The organism is Chitinophaga rhizophila, from assembly GCF_019492185.1.
GTDB classification, from domain to species: Bacteria; Bacteroidota; Bacteroidia; order Chitinophagales; family Chitinophagaceae; genus Chitinophaga; species Chitinophaga rhizophila.
The window spans coordinates 1,543,508-1,557,949 of the sequence record NZ_JAICCF010000001.1; the positions used below are offsets into that span (position 1 = coordinate 1,543,508).

Consider the following 14,442-nt stretch of genomic DNA (forward strand, 5'->3'; position numbering starts at 1 on the left):
GGAAAATGCTTACTATTTTCCTTAATAGTAACTTAGGCAGTCATCTCATTTTTTGTTACCATTGCGACGCTATGAAGATTTCTCACTATATATTCCTGGGATTTGTATCTATCCTGGTACTGTTTTCCTTCACCACATTCGTGAATTTCAGTCTTTCCAACGCGGTTACAGAAAACAATGCCTATTTCACTGCCTCTACCAACCTGGTACGTAACAGCAGTCGCTTTCAGCGAAATGTGCTGACCATGGTCAATGGCCTCAGGGGATACCTGCTTACAGGCGAACGCTCGTTTGTGGAAGCCTATGATACTTCTAATATTGAAAATGGGCTGATATTGCAGGAGATGTCTACCATGCGAATGGATAGTGCGCAACTTAGTATGCTTAAGGAAATTACAGAACTGAATGAACAGTGGACGGCTGAATATACCGACCCGCTCAAACACGCCAAGATGTCTGCTTCCATCAGTCGCCACCACCTGGATACATTTAACATCTTATACAGGGAAAAGTTTACCTCCGGCCATGAAAGAGCCATTCAGACCGCCCTGCAGGAAAAATTCAAACAGTTCTCTGCATATGAGTATGACCGGCGCGATGCACGAAAGGAGGAACTGGCTGCCTCCGTGGTCAATACCAATATCCTGTCATTGATGCTTATATCAGCGTCCATTGTACTGGGGCTTTTTATCATCATCTACGTTACCCACAAAATATCCAGACGTATCAAAGTAATGACAGATCTGGCCAATAGCATTGCAGGAGGCAATTATGACGTTACCATCCACGACACCGGTAGTGATGAACTCAGTTCGCTGGGCGCAACACTGAACCATATGACCGAAGAACTGTCCCGCCATATATCCCTGTTAAAACGTTCTAACGAAGAACTGGACCAGTTCGCACACATCGTATCACACGATCTGAAAGCGCCACTGAGAGGTATCAGCAATGTTGTATCGTGGATTGAGGAGGATCATGAGAAAGAATTGAGCCCCAAAGTATATGAATACATGGAACTGATCAAAGGACGCATCACCAGGGCTGAAAACCTGATTGAAGGCTTGCTATCGTATGCCCGTGCAGACAGAGAAGCCATAGAAAAAGAAGAAGTTGTACTCAATAACCTGGTCAGAGAAGTAATTGACAGCCTGCCCGACACCAGTCATGTAACAGTGGAAATTGCAGATCTGCCGGTTTTACACGGAGAAAAGCTGTGGTTATTTCAAATTTTTTCTAACCTTATTGGTAATGCCATCAAACACAATGAAAGGCCCGACCCTGCTGTAAAAGTCTATTATGAAGACCGATCTGATCACTATGAATTTTTCATTGCTGACAATGGAAATGGAATTGAAAAGCATTATCAAAAGCGGATTTTTACTATTTTTCAGACTTTAAAGGACAGGGATAGTTTCGAAAGCACAGGTGTAGGATTGGCAATTGTCAAAAAAATTATAGAGACAAAGAAGCAACATATCAATGTTGTCTCCGCACCAAGCAAGGGTTCTGTCTTTTCATTCACCTGGTCAAAAGAATAAAATGCAACCGATTAATATTTTATTGGTAGAAGATGATAAGCTGGATGTGATAGATATTAAGCGTTCACTTGATAAATTGAATATTTTTTACAAACTCACTAATGCACGTAATGGAGAGGAAGCCATTACGCTGCTCGATGAACAGATCGCTGCGGGTACTGATGCACTACCTGATGTAATGCTGATAGACATCAACATGCCCAAAGTCAATGGCTTTGAAGTGCTGCAATATATGCACGGCAAGGAAGAACTGAAACAGATTAAACGCTTTATTCTCACCACCTCTGGCGATAAAACAGATAAAGTAACTGCAGAAAAACTGGGCGTATCCGGTTATATCATCAAACCGCTGAAACTGAATAGTCCATCCGCTATGGATGCATTCAACCTGATGATAGATCTGCTCAACTTTAAAAAGGTCTAGGGCTATTTCCGCTCTCCGGCGTAGACATAATTTTCTCCTTTTGTTGCTGCACCGGAGACTCTTTTCCGTTTTAGTACCGGTATAGGCTTCTGCTGCCCGGTCAATATCTCCTGCGGTATATACAGATGGCTTTTTGCCCTTGTAATTGCTACATACAACAGGTTAATTTCTTCTGATAACTTCTGAATATTCACCTTATCAATATTCTCTGCCTGCTTTACTACCTTGTCATGTGTGATAAAGTCGTTCGTCAGTGTCACCTCGTCATACTCCATTCCCTTACAACGATGTACTGTTGAAAAGATCATATCTGCCTGTTCCTTATCATCGTGGTCGAGGTGACAGTCCTTTAGTTTCTTGATATAACCGGGAATCTTGGCACCGTACTTCTTCACCACATCCACCAGCATACCCATCTGAGTCTCGCCTGTGGTCTTAATATATTCTTCCAGGTCCTCCATACTATCCATCGATGCGATAGTACGATCACGTATACGGCCTACATCGCCGGTATAAAGATTCAGAATATCATAAATAGAAGCGCCTTCATTAGCATAAGTATAGTTCTCGATACGGCCCTCAAAATAGACCGTTTTGATCTCTTTCTTTTCTATCAGCAGTTCAATAGCTTTCACCAGCAATCCTGCATTTGTTCTGGCTACAACAGCCCTGCTCTTCGTCTTGCGTGATCTGCCGAAACCGATCACCTTCACCAGCAGAGGATTACTATACAATTTCTTCCACTGAATGACGTAAGACGCCAGATCTGCAATATCCTGGTCAAAACGGAAGCTTGTACTGAGTGTATATAACGGATAGTTCAGTTTGTCCAGTGAGTTCACTGCATACCGCCATCCATATATCTGCTGATGGCTATCTCCTACCAGCACCTTCACTCCTTCCTGCGAACGGAATACATCCAGCATTGCACCGGAAGCATCCTGTCCCTCATCAAACAGGATCACATCATAATTTAGCACTGGTCGGGCTAACTGGAACTTCTTCAGGTAAAAATCATGTGTGATAGGAATCTCTCCCTTGTTCATTTTATCGAGGAAGAGACGGGTCTGATACTGAATGTCTTTCTTGTATTTTGTAGCAAATTCTATGGCCTCACGATCTGTCAGTACATCTTCATAGTCAAGATCTTGCACTTTTGGCGGCGCACTATTACAGAAGTAAGAAAGGTATCCGTTGATATGTGTAGCGAGTATAGACTCGGCATGTTTTCCCTTGAGACCGCGTAAATTCAGGATATCTACAATCTCATTGATTTTATAACCTTCACTTTTAATAGTATATCCGGAGCCTCTGACAATATAAGAGTATGCCAGCGAATGTGCTGTCTCTACCCGCACATTCATCAGCTTCACTTCTGCAAACTTCCGCTCTGCTTCTATCTTAACGGTTTTGTTAAATGCCAGATAGAGGATACGTTTATCCGGTCTTGCCTTTGCATACTCAATAAGGGTCGTTGTTTTACCTGCTCCTGCAACTGCGATGATCCTGATATCTCCTTTACTGTTGATAATAGCAGCCTGCTCCTGAGTCAATTTCATGGCCCGAATTTACATCATCTGCAGCTATTATCAGGCATACCACACATCCGCAGCGGATAAAGCCAGGTAAACAGGCGCGCCTTTCTCAAATCCGTTGTGATCGGTCTTTACAGTAATTACACCGGATGCCAGGGCTACCTGCAATTCGTAGCTGCTGCCCAGGAAACTGATATCGTTGATCTTGCCGGTAATACTGTGCTGTCCGCTTTCCACTATACGAAAGCGCTCCGGACGAATAAACATATTTTTACCATTAATAGTCAAACCCTCCACCTGGCTGAAGTCGTTAGCCTGATCCGGAGAAATCATATTGTAACTGCCAAATAAGGCCGCAACATATTCACTGACAGGTTTGTTATAGATGGTATGCGGGTCAGCCTGCTGCACAATCCGGCCCTCTTTCATTACGATAAGATGGTCTGCCCAGGAGAGGGTATCCAGGGGGTCATGCGACACCAGCAGACAGGTAATATTCAGATCTTCACTGATCTCGCGGATAACTGCTTTTAAAGTATGTTTCAGAATGGGGTCGAGGTTGGAATAAGGTTCATCCAGTATCAGCATGCGGGGGGCTGTTGTCAGCAACCGTGCAAGGGCTACGCGCTGCTTTTCACCGCCGGATAGCTGGTCATTCTTCCTTTTCATGAGATGATCAATGCGGCAGATCTTATATAATCTTTCTGCATCTTCATCTGTCAGGGTATTGGCGTAAGAGAGAATCTCTTCCATCCTGTAATGGTTACGCAGCTCGTAATGCTGAGAAAGGTAGGCAATACCCGGCTGACCAGGCAGCAATCTTTCCAGCGGACCTTTCACCTTTACGTCTTCAAACCGCACTTCACCACCGTCTGATTGCGTCAGGCCGCCTATTATTTTGAGGAGGGTGCTTTTACCAGACCCCGATTCTCCAACAATTGCCACTTTCTGGAAAGCCTGCTGTGTAAAACTTACACCTTTCAGTACTTCTTCTTCCCCTTCCTGCTTGCGCACGTCCGATACTTCTAACAGATTCATATTAAGCTGATATCACATAAAAAGCTGCAAATTACCACTTAAAGAGGGAGGAAGCAAGTAAAGACAGTCATCACGGTACTAAAAACTCCAGTTCACGCTTCAATATGCTGACAATGTAGCTTTTACCTTCCCGGGATTTTATCAGTTCGTCATCAATATGCGCATGCTCATCTGCCCATGACAAACGGATATTTTTTCCTTTAATAACCGGCAGGTCATAGTCTTTATTAGCACTGGAACCAATACGGTCTTTTATGTAAGCAGAAAACGATTTCCGCTTGTCTTCACTCAGTAACACTACTTCCATCTCACCATCACACAGATCAGCATCTTTATTCATGTTCAAACCCGGACCGATAGAGCGGATGTTCATTACCTCTACCATCAGGTAATTGCCGGAGTAGTCCACCCCATCAATCTCCAGCTTACAGGCCTGTGCCTGATAGTTATCAATAATATCATGCAGGGTCTCCAGCGCAAGTTTGATTTTTTCTTCCGGATCATCCGGTTCTTCCAGCCGTTTCATGGTATCCATCAGTACCGGAAAGATTCCACAACCGAAGCCTTCAAGGAAGAACATGTCCTCATGAAAACCGGCAATCTTCCCTACATCAAAACGCTGTATATTATGCTGATGCCACGAAGCGATAATATCTTCCTCTTCACCGGTAATATGTAGCGACCGGGCTATATTATTAGCCGTTCCCATAGGCAACAGCGCCAACGGATACCGCTGCTGGCCCGCCCTGCCCGTCAGGAACTCCAGTATCACCTTTCTGACGGTACCATCCCCGCCAGCAATGATTACAAAGTCGGCATCCGGGGTAAGGTCTTTGCACCAGTTCTTTTTTGCGGAAGAATAGATACATTTAATCTTATTAGCACTGATCTTTTTCACCAGTTCATTTTCAGAGTGATCTTTATCACCTGCTTTGGGGTTATGCAGTAAATGCGCTTTCATAACATATTAATTACAAAAAGGATACCACGGCCGATGGCATGAATTTGGAGGCCGCATTAGTATGAGAATACTAATCACAAACGACGATGGCATATACAGTCCGGGCATTGCGGCATTAGCTAAGGTAGCTTCCCGGTTTGGCGAAGTAAGGATAGTAGCCCCGGATGTTGAACAGTCTTCGATGGGGCATGCGGTAACACATTCCCGCCCGCTTTCCTTTAAAGCTTCTCCTATCAATTTTGAAGGTATTGAAGCATACCGTGTAAATGGTACCCCGGCAGACTGTGTTGCCCTGGGAACACATTTGTACAGCAAGACAGATGTGGTGCTCTCAGGCATCAATATGGGGCCTAATCTTGGTAACGGGATGTGGCATTCCGGTACGCTGGCTGCAGCCAAACAGGCTGTACTGCTGGGTATTAAAGGTATTGCCCTGAGTACGCCGGTAGGAAAAACAGAGCCGGATTTTGAGGCCTTTGAAGACTATGTAGCCCAGGTACTGGAGCTATTATTGGATAAACCAGGGCTCAGTCTGTTCAATGTTAACTTTCCTCCGCAACCTAAAGGAATCCGTTGGACGAGACAATCCGTACGTTTATATGATGGCAAGATCGTTCCGGGTACAGACCCGATGAACCGTAAGCATTACTGGTTCACCGTAACCCCGCTGGAACCTGCTGAAGAAGGCACGGACAGATGGGCTGTTGAGAACGATTTTGTGTCCATAACGCCATTGCGCCTGGACCTGACTAATGAGGAGGAATTACAGGCGGCACTGAATAGTCACTCATTGTAATTTACCCTGACCAAAGAGATGTCAGGCTCCATAGCTGATAACTGGAAAAAGGCTGCAATTGCAGCCTTTTTCGATTATAATAGTTTGTCCAGCGTAATCGGCAGCTCCCTGATTCGCTTGCCGGTTGCATGGTAAATGGCATTGGCTATAGCCGCCGCTACACCTACCTGCCCGATCTCCCCTACTCCTTTTATTCCCATCGGGTTCACTACATCATCCTGCTCCTCAACAAAGATGACATCAATATCATTGATATCAAGATTAACAGGTATATGATATTCTGCATAGTTATGATTGATAAAGCGGCCAAACTGGTGATCAAGCACACTCTCCTCATGTAATGCACCTGAGATCCCCCACACAATACCACCCATAATCTGGCTACGTGCTGTCTTAGGATTCAGTATCCTGCCAGCAGCTACCGCACTCACGACTCTTGTAACTTTCACCGCACCCAGTTCTTCATCTACCTGTACTTCTACAAATACTGCAGCATGTGTATTCTTGGCATACTTCATCTGCTTGAATACATTAGGTAACGGTGTGGATGTCACATTGATCTCTCCTGTATCAGTCAGTGTCATGATATCCTTCAGGTGAATGAAGTTAGCCGGCGTCTCTGTCATAAACATCATACCGTCTGCAAAGGACACCTGCGCAACAGACAATCCCTTGAAGGGTGAGTCAGGTATGTCTTTAGCAAGATCCAGCAACCGCTCCCTTACCTGCATGCAGGCTTTCTGAACAGCGGTGCCAACTGAAGCGGCAGTGGCAGAACCACCTTCCAGGTAAGCGTATGGCAATGAGGCGTCTCCCAGTTGAAAAGTGACATTGTCCATAGGAAGTCCCAGCGTCTCTGCGGCAATCTGTGTCATGATAGTATAAGTACCAGTACCGATATCCGCCGTTGCACTACCTACCGTCAAGCGTCCATCCGCAGTAAAAGTAGCTTTTGCCCTGGCAGGTACCGTCATAGCATCCCACATGCCAGTGGCCATACCCCAACCAGTAAGCAAATGCCCGTTCTTCATAGACCTGGGCTCCGGATTACGTTGCGACCAGCCGAACCTTTCAGCAGCCTGCTGATAACAGTCCCGCAGCGCTTTACTGGAATAAGGCTTTTTCATACTGCCATCTTCTACACTGTAGTTGATGTATCTTAGTTCCAGCGGATCAATATTCAGTTTATACGCCAGTTCATCCATTGCACATTCCAGTCCGAACATACCGGTTACAGCTCCTGGCGCACGCATATCCAGCGGCGTATAAGTATCCAGGCTAACCAGCTGGTAAGACTGCTTTACATTTTTACAATGATACAGCATACCCGACCAGTTGACAATGTTTTCCACATAGTCTTCAAACTGGGAGGTACCTGATACGGCTTCGTGTTTGATGGCCTGCAGAGATCCATCTTCCATTGATCCTATTGACAATGACTGCTGGGTAATAGGTCTGAAGCCCAGGGAGAACATCTGTTGCCTGGTGAGCATTACCTTCACAGATCTTTTTAGTTCCAGGGATGCCAGTACCGCCATAAATAGTTGGTACTGCGGCCTTAAGCCCGAGCCAAAAGCACCTCCTACAAAAGGGGATAATGCTTTTACCTTCCTGCCTGACAGTCCGAACACACTTTTCACATAACTCTGTGTGTTCAGAATACCCTGTGTTTTATCGTATACGGTAATACTGCCGTTTTTATAATACAACACCGTGGTAGCATGCATCTCCATGGGATTATGATGTTCCGCTCCATGAAAATAGGTAGCATCCAAAGTTACAGGTGCAGCAGTAAATGCTTTGTCAAAATGCCCACGGCTGGATGGCTTTTTAAAGCCTGACTTTTTACCTTTCGGTGGCCGTGCCTGATCCAGATTGCCAGTGAGGTTGGTAACGTGTGCATCTGCTTTGTAAGTCACCTTCACCAGTGAAGCAGCATACCTCGCCAGTTCAAAGGTTTCGGCTACCACCAGTGCTACCGGCTGCTGGCTATAAGTGATGGTATCTGTCTGCAGGTACCTGAAGTGTTTGCCCGGAGGCGCGTCCATATCTTTATAGCTATGGTTGAACCATGCCAGTCCGGAGACATTTTCATGTGTGAATATCTTGAATACACCTTCCAGCTGCATCGCTTCCGTAGTATCGATATGCAGGATTTTTCCCTTGGCAATACCAGCAGATACGACTACACCATAACAGAGTCCTCTGGCATGATGATCAGCCGCATACTTAGCGCCGCCGGTCACCTTCGCATATCCATCCACACGATTTACCGGCTTACCAATATAGTTTGTGTTATTGTTCATCACCCGATATTTGTTGCTTCCCGGCAGGCACGTACAATAGCACGTTTTGCCAGGGCAGGTTTAAAATCATTAGTGCCGAATGTCTTTGCATCCTGCAATATCATATCTGCTGCATAGGCGAAGTTCTCCTGCGTAGCAGGTTTTCCTTTCAGCCACTGCTCTGCATTTTCATCTCGCCATGGCTTATGTGCAACGCCTCCCATGGCCATCCGGATATTAGTGATAATGCCCTCCTCCATGGTTGCTACAACAGCTACAGATACCAAAGCAAACGCATAGGATGCCCTATCACGTACTTTAAGGTATTTATAGTGCTGGGTGAAATGCTCACGGGGAAGAATGATACCTGTAATCAGTTCATCATGTGCCAGATTATTATCCAGCTGCGGCGTATCGCCTGGCAACCGGTGAAAGTCTGCAATGGGGATCAGGCGTTCACCATGTAAGCCTTTCACCTGGATAGTCGCATCAAGCGCACGCAGGGCTACGCACATATCACTGGGATGTACTGCAATACAATGCGGACTGGTACCAAGTATAGCATGAATACGATTGTATCCGTTCATGGCAGAGCAGCCGGCACCAGGTTCTCTTTTATTACAAGGCGTAGTAGTATCATAAAAATAGTAACACCTCGTACGCTGCATAAGGTTACCCCCATTGGTAGCCATATTGCGCAACTGCGGAGAAGCGCCTGCCAGTATAGCGTCAGAGAGCAGCGGATAATGTTTCTCTACCGCAGGATGCCAGGCTGTGTCTGCGTTAGTGACCAATGCGCCGAGATGGAGGCGGCCATCTTCAAGAAATTCAATGCTGTTAAGATGAATGCTGTTGATGTCTATCAGGTGTTCCGGCTGCATCACATGCTCTTTCATCAGATCGATGAGATTAGTTCCGCCTGCTATGAAGCGCGCTTCAGAATGTCCCGCTATTTCCTGTACGGCATTATCTACACCGTCAGCCTGTGTATAAGTGAAGTTGTTCATAGTTTACCATTTACTTGTTGCACAGCTGCCACAATATTCGGGTAAGCACCACAGCGGCACAGATTACCACTCATGAGCTCCTGAATTTCTTCCCTTGTAGTGGCTTTCCCTTCGTTGATCAGGCCTATGGCAGAACAGATCTGACCCGGCGTGCAATACCCGCACTGGAACGCGTCGTGATCTATAAATGCCTGCTGTAAAGGATGCAGCACACCATCTTCCGCTACGCCTTCTATGGTGGTAATGTCAGCGCCATTTTTCATCACAGCAAGTGTAAGGCAGGAATTGATACGCTTCCCGTTTACCAGGACAGTACACGCGCCACATTGCCCATGATCGCACCCTTTTTTGGTGCCGGGTAGTTCAATGTATTCGCGGATAGCGTCCAGTAATGTTACCCAGGGAAGCACTTTGAGTTCGTAAGTGATTTTATTAACAGTCAGCGTAATAGTATGAGTGGGTTGATCAACCATTACCGATGCAGCAACTTGATCCATTTGAATATGTTTTGATCATAGTAGCGGGATCAAAGATTGCGCCATGGGGTACTGACCACTAGCAGGCGCAAAGATGAAAAGAAGCTCATTTTAAACTATTCTCTAATATATTTATTATCTCTATATTTGACATAGCTACCGCTGGCAGCGATTATTTACCTATACCTATAAAAACCCGAGATGTAATGAAAAAACTTGCCCTGGGCCTGTTGGCCGCCACACTTCTGTTCACAGCCTGTGGAAAAGATGAAGATGAAAACCAGAGTCCACCTAACAGCTTTACCATCAATGATCAGGAAGTAATTACCCGTTATGGGTATCTGGTAGACTGGAACCAGGATGGCAGTCAGCTGATTTTTACAGACAAGGATATCAGTGTTGAAGGCTTCAGCGGAAATGCAAGTGCCATTGGTATAGACCTGGACAAAATTGTATCCGGCCAGACGTATACTTTTAAAAGCACAGATTCGGCCAGCTATGATGGTACCAAGAATTTCAGCACTGCCCAGGTATATCATAACCAGCCATTTGCCAACGGCGAATTTACTGACGCGGCCAAAGGGCTGGATTCACTGACAGGTGGTTCTGTTACGGTGAGAATAGTAGAGGGTTATTACAGTGTTGTATATGACCTCAAATATGCGAATACGACGGTGAAAGGAGAATTTAACGATGTATTGATACTGTTAAAATAGTTAATGCACCCATAAGGATGAAAAGCTGCCTGTAATCGGGCAGCTTTTCTATTTACAGCACACCGGTGTACTAACACGATGATGTAACCCAGGTAACCCTGAAATGACGTTATGCGCCTATGGAAAACATACAGAAGGCCTATTGAATAGATAGTGAAAAGGTTTATACAGGGCGGACTAGAGGTGGACTTGAGGTGGACTTATTGTGTACCTGGTGTATTTCTGTGTTAAAATTATATTACAATAAAATCTATGACACATCGATGTGTGTATGCAATCAGAAAGTATTTATATATTTGCAGCACAATCAGTATACGACTACAGAAACCTACAACTAGATGACCAGATCAGCATACAGCTTATTAGCTGGAGTATTATGTTATGCCTTTTACGGATGCACTGATGGTAAGAACAATGAAACAGATCCGATAAACGGATTTACACAAGATAAGCATTTTATACATACTGATTATGCAGTCAGAAAGGAATGGTCCGGAGGGACGCAGATTGCTTTCACTGACATGCATCCTGCAGCATCTGCGTCAGGTAATGTACATGCAGTACAGTTCCTGCTGGATACGCTGAGAGATTCGGGGACTTATACATACATGTCATCTGACGCGGTGGCATACGACAAGACTAAAAACTTTGACGTTGCATTATTACTCAAAAATGTAGCATATAAATCCGGTGCTGAAGTTACAGGAACCGGAGAAATTTTCAGCAAACCTACAGGCGGAAGTCTGACTTTTATAAATGGCCCGGAATACCAGGCATTCACTTACACGTTGGACTTCGGCCGGGGAAACACGCTTAGCGGCTTCTTTCGCGGGCAACTTACAGTGGTAGAATAACAACAGTTTGTTGTTCTATATAAAGAATTGAAAAATAATACGAAGACGGCTGTTCTGCTTACACAGAATAGCCGTTTCCGTTTCAGGTAATCTGAAAGAAATACCGGATGTAGTATGCGGGTAATAGCTAACAATGTTCAGCAACTTTTTATCAACAAGACAATGCAATATTACTTCAGAGATAATCATGCAAATGGTATATATACACGTCTCTCCTTCCCTTTCCTGTATTGGATTATAGCAGTTGCAACCACTTTGCTCAGTACTAGTATTATTATATCTGATTTATAGAAAATAAAGGTTTCACTGAAAATAAAAAAATGTAATTCTCACAAATACATTCTACTTTTCAGCTGTCAATTTCTGATATCAAATATTGATACCATTTTATTCCACCACGTCCTAAAAAATGATTGTTTAACCCGGATTCCCTGCAGGAAGTTCATGAAACCCTTGTTCGTTATGTAACTCAGTCTATCTGACCGTTATCTTACGCCCATTCCACTATTTTTTTATTTGCTATGTAAAACCCCCTTCCCTCATGTCAGCTAACATAGAGTTTACCAAAGGCAGTGGCATACGCCTTTACACTTCGCATGGCGAAGAATATATTGATGCCGTATCCGGCACATTTAACCTCGCACTCGGGTACAGTCATCCCGAAGTGGTAGAGGTCCTGCAACAGCAGGTAAAAGACCTGATACATGTTTCCTCCTCCTTTACCGGCGAACTGGCCGGCGATGTACTGAACAGCATACTTGCTCATGCGCCTGCGGGCATTACTGATGGCTGGATGCGCGATATTATCGGATCTACTGCCAACGAAGGCGCTGTGAAGATCGCCAACAAGTTCAATGGTAAAAATGAAGTGATCAGTCTGTCACTATCTCATCACGGACAAACACTCTTTGCAACCAATATTTCCGGTAATGCGTTCAGGAGAAAGTCTTTTGCACATACCATGTCCAGCACGCATGCAGTTGTTCCGGCTCCCTATTGCTACCGCTGCCCTTTCTCTGCCAAATATCCTAACTGTGGGTATCTCTGCACAGAAGCCATTTACGACTATGTGGAGTATGGCAGTTCAGGCCAGGTATCCTGCATGATCATGGAGCCGATACTCGGCAACGGCGGCAATATTGTACCTCCACCAGAGTATTTTGAAAGAGTCAAAAAGATCTGTGAAGAACTGGACATTGTGCTGATTGCGGATGAAGTACAAACAGGCATAGGCAGAACCGGTTATATGTTTGCCAGCGAACATTTCGATATGGAGCCTGATATTATCACATTAGCCAAAGGCCTCGGTGGTATTGGCATTCCTACGGCAGCTATCCTGTACAGGCCCGAATTTGCCGTACTAGAGAAATGGGAACATTCCTATACCTCAGGCGGTAACCTTTTATCGCTCGGCGCAGCCAGAAAAACCATGGAAGTTGTCTCACGAGAAGGCTTTCTGCAAAACGTCCGTGACAACGGTATCGTATTGGGCAATCTGCTGAATGGCCTCAAAGAAAAGTATGGCCATTTCATTGGCGACGTACGTGGCATGGGATATATGTGGGGACTGGAAATAGTTGACCAGGACGGCGCTCCCGATGTCAAACTGACCAATAGGATCATTGACAATGCACTGACCGATCAGCAACTCATACTGAGAGGTTCCCGCTACGGCTTCGGCAATGTTGTTAAAGTAAGACCAGCCCTTACAGCTACCATCGATGATATAACAGAGATCTGCGGCAGGTTGGATAAACTATTCAGTCAAGTAAAAACTGTTACCCATGCAAGCTATTGTTTATAACGGACCCTGGAATATACAGCTGGAAGAACGTGAAGAACCAGCCGTAGCCCTACCGGATGATGTGATTGTTGAAATACGCGCTACAGGCATCTGCGGCACAGATCTGAGCATCATTTCCGGTGAGTACAATGCTAAAAATAAAGTCATCATCGGACATGAATCTGCCGGTATCATTGTAGACAAAGGAGCCGGTGTTGAGAATTTCAATATTGGCGACCGCGTCATCATTGATCCTACTTACTATTGCGGCTACTGCGAGAACTGCAGGAAAGGCCTGCGCAACCATTGCTCGCTGAAGTCCTCTACAGAGGCAGGCGTATCCATTGATGGCACTTTTACCAGGTACTTTAAAACTACCAAGCGCTTTATTTATCCGCTGGCACCGGATGTACCCTTCGAGCAGGGCGCTATGTCTGAACCTTTAAGCTGTGTACTTACGGCTGTTAAGAAACTGGCAGTCACCCCTTTTTATAACGTAGCCATCCTTGGTGGTGGCCCCATTGGGTTGCTCTTCTACCTGGCATTAAAACAGTACGGTATACAGGCAGGTACTATATATGAAACATCTGCTAACAGGACAAACCTGATCAGCAGCAATGATATCCTGACATCAGGCTGGTACCTGTCTGGTCATTTTGCACCTCGTAAACACCAGTATGACCTGATTGTTGATACAACAGGTAGCATGCTGGAAAAGTCAATCGATGCGGTAGCCGATGGCGGAAAGATTGCATTGATAGGACTGCGTAACAATCAGCAGACTATCAATCCACGGGAAATCACCGATCGCAGTATTTCTATCATCGGCTCCATCGATTCACAGGATACCTTTAAACATGCAGTTGATCTGATCAACAGCCAGGTGCTCGGACTGGAAAAGATCATTACCCGTTCTTATGGGATTGATGACTTTCAAGAAGCAGTGCTACATCTCGGCTGCAACGTCGGCAAGCAGCAACGAAACAATGACATCAGCAGCCTGAAATCTGTCATTACATTTTAAAT

At 45.1% G+C, this 14,442-nt stretch carries 13 protein-coding genes; 7 read left to right on the forward strand and 6 right to left on the reverse strand.

Features of this window, described 5'->3' with window-relative positions; translation table 11 throughout:
- The first annotated feature begins 71 nt into the window (after positions 1 to 71).
- Both K1Y79_RS05700 and K1Y79_RS05705 read left to right on the forward strand, forming a co-directional pair.
- Positions 72 to 1,541 (forward strand): ATP-binding protein, encoded by a 1,470-nt coding sequence (locus K1Y79_RS05700; protein WP_220249031.1) that lies wholly within the window; start codon positions 72 to 74, stop codon positions 1,539 to 1,541.
- Position 1,542: 1 nt separating this feature from the next.
- Positions 1,543 to 1,965 (forward strand): response regulator, encoded by a 423-nt coding sequence (locus K1Y79_RS05705; RefSeq protein ID WP_220249032.1) that lies wholly within the window; start codon positions 1,543 to 1,545, stop codon positions 1,963 to 1,965.
- 2 nt (positions 1,966 to 1,967) lie between these two features.
- Here the strand turns inward: K1Y79_RS05705 and K1Y79_RS05710 are convergent, their stop codons facing one another.
- The 3 genes from K1Y79_RS05710 to K1Y79_RS05720 all read right to left on the reverse strand — a co-directional run bounded on the left by K1Y79_RS05710 (position 1,968) and on the right by K1Y79_RS05720 (position 5,499).
- The gene (locus tag K1Y79_RS05710) at positions 1,968 to 3,524 is read right to left on the reverse strand and encodes a 3'-5' exonuclease (RefSeq protein ID WP_220249033.1); all 1,557 of its coding nucleotides are present in this window, start codon (positions 3,522 to 3,524) and stop codon (positions 1,968 to 1,970) included.
- Positions 3,525 to 3,554: 30 nt separating this feature from the next.
- The gene (locus K1Y79_RS05715; protein WP_220249034.1) at positions 3,555 to 4,538 is read right to left on the reverse strand and encodes an ABC transporter ATP-binding protein; all 984 of its coding nucleotides are present in this window, start codon (positions 4,536 to 4,538) and stop codon (positions 3,555 to 3,557) included.
- Between the two features lie 70 nt (positions 4,539 to 4,608).
- Positions 4,609 to 5,499 (reverse strand): diacylglycerol/lipid kinase family protein, encoded by an 891-nt coding sequence (locus tag K1Y79_RS05720; RefSeq protein WP_220249035.1) that lies wholly within the window; start codon positions 5,497 to 5,499, stop codon positions 4,609 to 4,611.
- 61 nt (positions 5,500 to 5,560) lie between these two features.
- Between K1Y79_RS05720 and surE the strand changes: the two genes are divergently transcribed.
- A complete protein-coding gene (surE, locus tag K1Y79_RS05725; protein WP_220249036.1) occupies positions 5,561 to 6,295 on the forward strand; it encodes a 5'/3'-nucleotidase SurE in 735 nt (244 codons plus the stop codon).
- 74 nt (positions 6,296 to 6,369) lie between these two features.
- On the opposite strand, the gene K1Y79_RS05730 is transcribed toward surE, so the two are convergent.
- Genes K1Y79_RS05730 through K1Y79_RS05740 form a run of 3 tightly spaced genes read right to left on the reverse strand, consistent with a single transcriptional unit; the run spans position 6,370 to position 10,084 of the window.
- Complete coding sequence (locus K1Y79_RS05730) at positions 6,370 to 8,601, reverse strand: xanthine dehydrogenase family protein molybdopterin-binding subunit (protein WP_220249037.1); 2,232 nt, start codon at positions 8,599 to 8,601, stop codon at positions 6,370 to 6,372.
- Positions 8,601 to 9,587 carry an FAD binding domain-containing protein gene (locus K1Y79_RS05735; protein ID WP_220249038.1) on the reverse strand — a complete coding sequence of 329 codons (987 nt, stop codon included), beginning with the start codon at positions 9,585 to 9,587 and terminating at the stop codon, positions 8,601 to 8,603. Before K1Y79_RS05735 ends, K1Y79_RS05730 begins: the two co-directional genes overlap by 1 nt.
- Positions 9,584 to 10,084 carry a (2Fe-2S)-binding protein gene (locus K1Y79_RS05740; protein WP_220249039.1) on the reverse strand — a complete coding sequence of 167 codons (501 nt, stop codon included), beginning with the start codon at positions 10,082 to 10,084 and terminating at the stop codon, positions 9,584 to 9,586. Before K1Y79_RS05740 ends, K1Y79_RS05735 begins: the two co-directional genes overlap by 4 nt.
- A 185-nt stretch (positions 10,085 to 10,269) precedes the next feature.
- Between K1Y79_RS05740 and K1Y79_RS05745 the strand changes: the two genes are divergently transcribed.
- The 4 genes from K1Y79_RS05745 (at position 10,270) to K1Y79_RS05760 (ending at position 14,440) form a co-directional block, all read left to right on the forward strand.
- Positions 10,270 to 10,779, forward strand: a complete 510-nt coding sequence (locus K1Y79_RS05745) for a hypothetical protein (RefSeq protein WP_220249040.1) — start codon at positions 10,270 to 10,272, stop codon at positions 10,777 to 10,779.
- Positions 10,780 to 11,117: 338 nt separating this feature from the next.
- Positions 11,118 to 11,633 carry a hypothetical protein gene (locus tag K1Y79_RS05750; RefSeq protein WP_220249041.1) on the forward strand — a complete coding sequence of 172 codons (516 nt, stop codon included), beginning with the start codon at positions 11,118 to 11,120 and terminating at the stop codon, positions 11,631 to 11,633.
- A 541-nt stretch (positions 11,634 to 12,174) separates the two neighbouring features.
- Positions 12,175 to 13,437 carry an aspartate aminotransferase family protein gene (locus K1Y79_RS05755; protein WP_220249042.1) on the forward strand — a complete coding sequence of 421 codons (1,263 nt, stop codon included), beginning with the start codon at positions 12,175 to 12,177 and terminating at the stop codon, positions 13,435 to 13,437.
- Positions 13,418 to 14,440, forward strand: coding sequence for a zinc-dependent alcohol dehydrogenase (locus tag K1Y79_RS05760; protein WP_220249043.1), 1,023 nt, complete (start codon positions 13,418 to 13,420; stop codon positions 14,438 to 14,440). Before K1Y79_RS05755 ends, K1Y79_RS05760 begins: the two co-directional genes overlap by 20 nt.
- Positions 14,441 to 14,442: the final 2 nt, after the last annotated feature.